At 76.8% G+C, this 5,177-nt stretch carries 5 protein-coding genes; all 5 read right to left on the bottom strand.

The annotated features are described in order from the left end of the window. A partial coding sequence (gene cobC, locus CCN42_RS35110) for an Rv2231c family histidinol phosphate aminotransferase CobC (RefSeq protein WP_107427696.1) occupies positions 1 to 763 on the bottom strand: 763 nt, incomplete at its 3' end. Continuing rightward, complete coding sequence (locus CCN42_RS35105) at positions 753 to 1,688, bottom strand: sirohydrochlorin chelatase (RefSeq protein WP_086741432.1); 936 nt, start codon at positions 1,686 to 1,688, stop codon at positions 753 to 755. The genes CCN42_RS35105 and cobC, both read right to left, overlap by 11 nt. After that, positions 1,685 to 2,275: a precorrin-8X methylmutase gene (locus CCN42_RS35100; protein WP_086741431.1), complete on the bottom strand. Its 591-nt coding sequence runs from the start codon at positions 2,273 to 2,275 to the stop codon at positions 1,685 to 1,687. Before CCN42_RS35100 ends, CCN42_RS35105 begins: the two co-directional genes overlap by 4 nt. Then, a complete protein-coding gene (cobJ, locus tag CCN42_RS35095) occupies positions 2,272 to 3,963 on the bottom strand; it encodes a precorrin-3B C(17)-methyltransferase (protein ID WP_086741430.1) in 1,692 nt (563 codons plus the stop codon). Before cobJ ends, CCN42_RS35100 begins: the two co-directional genes overlap by 4 nt. Further along, positions 3,960 to 5,177, bottom strand: a 1,218-nt coding sequence (gene cbiE / locus CCN42_RS35090) for a precorrin-6y C5,15-methyltransferase (decarboxylating) subunit CbiE (RefSeq protein WP_107427695.1), incomplete at its 5' end; no start/stop codon positions are given. The genes cobJ and cbiE, both read right to left, overlap by 4 nt.

Here is a 5,177-nt window from a genome sequence, read left to right as displayed (position 1 = left end):
ACGCCCGCGCTGGCCGCGGCGACACGCAGGCCTCCGCCGCGGCCAGCGCGGGCGTGGACACCGGCCACAGCGGCTGCGCCTGCTCCAGCTCGGCGACGGTCTCCGGCGCCGCGAGGACGTAGCCGATGCGCAGCCCGGCCAGGCCCCAGGTCTTCGTCAGGCTGCGCAGGACGACGAGGCCGGGCACGTCCGTGCGCCCGGCCAGCGCCTCCCGCTCGCCGGGCACCGCGTCCATGAACGCCTCGTCCACGACCAGTGTCCGCCCGGCCCGGGCGAGCGCGGCGACCGTGCCGGCGGGGTGCAGGACGGACGTCGGGTTGGTGGGATTGCCGACGACCACCAGGTCGGCGTCCTCGGGGACGGCCGCCGGATCGAGCCGGAAGCCGTCCTCCTCCCGCAGCAGCACCCGGCCGACCGAATGCCCGGCGTCCCGCAGCGCCGCCTCCGGCTCGGTGAACTGCGGGTGCACGACGACGGGCCGCCGGACCTTCAGCGCCCGCGCCAGCAGCACGAACGCCTCCGCCGCCCCCGCCGTCAGCAGCACCCGCTCCACGGGCAGCCCGTGCCGCGCGGCGACGGCGGCGCGCGCCGCCCGCCCGTCGGGGTAGGCGGCCAGCCCGTCGAGCGAGCCGGAGATCACCTCCCGCAGCCACGCCGGGGGCGTGTCGGACCGTACGTTCACCGCGAGATCGGTGAGCGCCGAGCCGTCGTCGCGTACCTCCGCGTCACCGTGGTGGCGCAGGTCGGGCCCGTCAGTGCGCATGGGAGTGGGTGTGTCCTCCGTGGTGGTGATGGCCGTGCCCGTGGTGGTGGCCGTCGTCGTCGGGGTGGAAGTGCGGCTGCTGCGGCATGCCCACCTTGTCCTCGAAGCCGGGCAGCGCGATCCGGTACACGCACGAGTCGCAGTTCATCCGCAGGTCGCCCCCGAGGGCCTCCCGGTAGCGCTCCATCACCAGGTCCAGCAGCTCCGGCTCCGGCCCGATGACGTCCGCCGAGCGCACCTCGATCCCGGGGTGGGCCGCCGCCCAGCCCTCGGTCTGCTGCCGCACCCGGTCGGGGAGGATGCCGGTGAACAGGAAGTAGGGGAGGACGACGATCCGCTGGGCGCCGAGCCGCGCGCAGCGGTCCAGCCCGCTCGGCACGTCGGGCGCGGCCAGCGACACGAAGGCGGTCTCCACCCCGGCGTATCCGCGCCCCTCCCACAGCAGCCGCGCCGCCTTGTGGACCTCGGCGTTGGCGTCGGGGTCCGTCGATCCGCGCCCGACCAGCAGCACGGTGACGTCCGCGCGGTCCTCGGGGGTGCGGGCCGTGCCGCCCAGCGCCTCGTCCAGCCGCCGCTCCAGCACGGACAGCAGGGACGGGTGCGGGCCCAGCGGACGGCCGTAGGTGTACGCGATCCCGGGGTGCCGCTCCTTCTCGCGGGCCAGCGCCGCCGGGATGTCGCCCTTGGCGTGCCCGGCGGACACCAGCATCAGCGGCACGGCCGCGAAGCGGCGTACGCCCCGCTCCACCAGCTCGGCCACGGCCTCGCCGAGGGGCGGCGGGGACAGCTCGATGAAGCCGCCCGCGACGGGCAGCTCGGGGTGGCGGCGTCCCAGCTCCCGGACGAAGTCGCGGAACGCCTCGGCTCCGGCATCGTCCCGGGTGCCATGGCCGGCGATGAGCAGGGCGGGCGGCTGGGTGGTCACGATTTCTCCTCGGAGTACGCGGTGGGGTGGTACAGCAGGGCGTTGAGCGCGGCGGCGGCGACCGCGGAGCCGCCCTTCTCGGACACGTTGCTGACGGCGGGCAGCCCGCTCTCGCGCAACGCGGCCTTGGACTCGGCCGCCCCGACGAAACCGACGGGCAGACCGATGACGAGCGCCGGGTCGGCGTCCAGGGTGAGCAGTTCCTCCAGGGCGGTCGGCGCACAGCCGATCACCCACAGCGCGCCCGGCCCGACCTGCTCGTACGCCAGCCGCATGGCGTGCGCGGAGCGGGTCAGCCCGGGGCCGGCCTGGGCGTCCTTCAGACGGCAGACCGTCTCGCGCCGGGTGATGCCCGCGGCGACCATCTCGACGTCCACGACGACGGGCGCCCCGGCGTGCAGCGCGGCGTACGCCTTCTCCAGGGCGGCCTCGTCCATGACGAGGTCGGTGGCGTAGTCGAGGTCGGCGGCGGAGTGGATGACCCGCTCCACCACCGCCCGGGTCAGCGGCGGGAAGTGCGAGGTGTCCAGGCGGGCGCGCAGCCGCCGGAAGGACTCCTGCTCGATGGGGTGGACCACACGGTTCACTGGGCGTCCTCCTGCGGTGCCTGCCAGCGGTAGCCGCGCGGCGTCACCATGCGGCCGGCGATCTCCCGGGTCGCGGTGTTGCCCACCGTCACGACCGTCATCATGTCGACCGTCGCCGGGTCGAGTGCGCCCAGCGTGGTCAGGCGGCTCGACTCGTCCGGCCGGGACGCGTTGCGGACGACACCGACCGGAGTCGTCGGCTCGCGGTGCCCGGCGAGGATCGCGAGCGCCTTCGGCAGCTGCCAGTCGCGGCCCCGGCTGCGCGGGTTGTAGAAGGTGACGACGAGGTCCGCCTCGGCGGCGGCGCGCACCCGCCGCTCGATGACCTCCCACGGCGTGTGCAGGTCGGACAGGCTGATCGAGACGTGGTCGTGGCCGAGCGGCGCCCCGAGGATCGCCCCGGCGGCCAGCGCCGCCGTCACGCCGGGCACGCCGACCACGTCGATGTCGTCGGAGGCCTCGGCGAGCGCGGGGGAGGCCATGGCGTACACGCCCGCGTCCCCGCTGCCGATCAGCGCGACCGCCTGCCCCTTGCGGGCCTCGGCGACCGCCGTGCGGGCCCGCTCCTCCTCGGCGCCGAGCCCGGACTCCAGGATGCGGGTGCCGGGCCGCAGCAGGTCGCGGATCTGGTCGACGTACTGGTCCAGACCGACCAGCACCGACGCCCGCTCCAGCTCCGCCCTGGCGCGCGGCGTCAGCAGGTCCCTGGCGCCGGGCCCGAGCCCGACCACCGCGAGCCGTCCGCGCCCGGGCCGCCGGACGACCGCGCAGGTCGCCATCGCGGGGCTGGCCGCGGACTTGCGCTTGGGCACGAGGAGTTCGCCGCCGCGCACCAGCGCCGCCGCCTCCGCGACCGACGGCGTGCCCACCGCGGCGAGCGGCGCGTCGGACGGGTTGGGGACCTCGACGCGGGCCAGGTCCTCGGCGGCGTACGTCACCAGCGGCACGCCCAGCCGGGCGGCGGCCTCGACGATGCCGGGTTCCTCGGCCTTGGCGTCCACGGTGGCCAGCTCGGCGACACTGCGCACGGACAGACCCGCGTCCCGCAGGGCACTTCCGATCACGTCGAGCACTTCGGCCGCGGGGGCCCCCTTGGACGCACCGACCCCGACCACCAGTGTCGGCGGACGCAGCACGGCCTCCCGCTCGGAGGACTCGACGAGGCGGTCGGTGACCCGGATCGCGTACGGCCCGTCCTCGGCCACCGGCAGCGGCGGCAGCGGCCACGCCACCTCCGCCCGCAGCGCCACCGGCTCCCCGTCCAGCAGGGCCCGCGACACGGCGGCGACCGCGCCCTCCACGGGCAGCCCGAGCGTGTCCAGACCCGCGATGCCGACGGCGTCGGTCGCCGTCGTCACCACCGGCTCCGCGCCGAGCACCGCGCCCACCTCGCGGGCGAGCTCGTTGGCGCCGCCGCCGTGCCCGCCGACCAGCGACACGGCGTACCGACCGCCCTCGTCGACACAGACCACACCCGGGTCGGTCGCCTTGTCGCCCAGCAGCGGCGCGACCAGCCGGACGACCGCGCCCGTCGCCAGGAAGCACACCAGCTGCCCGCACTCGGCGAACGCCCGCCGCACGGCGTCCCCCACGGGTCCGTCGTAGACGCGGGTGCGGTCCGGCCAGGCCGCGGCCAGCCGGTCCCGCGCCGCCGCCCCCGCCGCGGTGGCGGAAATGAGGCCGATCACTGGGCAACTCCTTCGGTACAGGCGGGACGGCGTACGCCCCACAGCAGGAAAACGGGATTGGTCGCCGCGAGCCGGGTCACGTCCCCCGGCAGCGGCGCGAGCCGGGACGACTGCAGCAGCACCCCGTCGCAGGTGAACCCGGAGCTCGTCAGGGCCTCCCGCGCGGCCGGCACCCGGTCGAGCGCGGCCATCGCGACGACCACCGTGCGCCGGGCGCGCCGCGCGCACGCGGTGACGACGGCGGGCAGTTCGCGCCCCCCGCCGCCGACGAACACGGCGTCCGGGTCGTCGGCGAGGTCCGCCAGCGCGTCGGGCGCCGCACCGTGCACCACGTGTACGTCCACACCGTGCGCGGCGGCGTTGGCGCGGATCCGCTCCACCCCGTCCGCCGCCTTCTCCACCGCGACGGCCGCCGCGCCGAGCCGGGCGCACTCCACGGCCACCGAGCCGGAGCCCGCGCCGACGTCCCACACCAGGTCGCCGAGCCGGGGACCGAGCCGGGCCAGGGCCAGCGCCCGCACCTCGAACTTGGTGATCATGGAGTCGCGGTGTGCGAACTCCGCCTCGTCCAGGGCCCAGCCGGCGGGCCGGGCGGGCGGACCGGCCACCGTGCGCACCGCGCCCAGCGCCCGCTCCGGATCGAGGGACAGGACGACGCTGACCGCCGTTCCCCAGTCCCGGTCCGCCGCCTCGGCCGGTGTCACCCGCTCCACCCGCTCCCGGGCCGGATCACCCAGCGCGGACGCGACGACCAGGATCCGCCCGGTGTCCCGCAGGGCCGCGCCCAGCTCGGCCGGCCCCGCGCCCGGCCCGGTCAGCACCGCCACCTTGGGGTGCGCCCGGCACACGTTCACCGCCGTGCGCGGCTCCCGCCCGTGCGCGCTGACGACCACGGCGTCGTCCCACGGCAGTCCGGCGCGCGCGAACGCGGCGGCCACCGACGACACCCCGGCCCGCACGTCCAGCCGCTCCGTCCCGAACCGCTCGGCGAGCGCCCGCACGATCCCGAAGAAGCCGGGGTCGCCGGAGGCCAGCACCACGACGGGGCGGTCCTTCTCGACGTAGGGCTCCATGGCGTCCAGGGCGGGCGCCAGCGGCCCGAGCACGATCCGCTCGGCGCCCTCCGGCAGCCGTACGGCGTCCAGGTGCCGCCGGCCGCCGACGACCAGCCCGGCACCGGCCACCGCCGCGTCCGGCACGGGCGCCCCGGTCCC

The sequence above is a fragment of the Streptomyces glaucescens genome, assembly GCF_002154375.1.
Classification (GTDB): Bacteria; Actinomycetota; Actinomycetes; order Streptomycetales; family Streptomycetaceae; genus Streptomyces; species Streptomyces glaucescens.
Note: the sequence above shows the minus strand (reverse complement) of the source record. Positions and strands in the feature narration are given on the sequence as shown.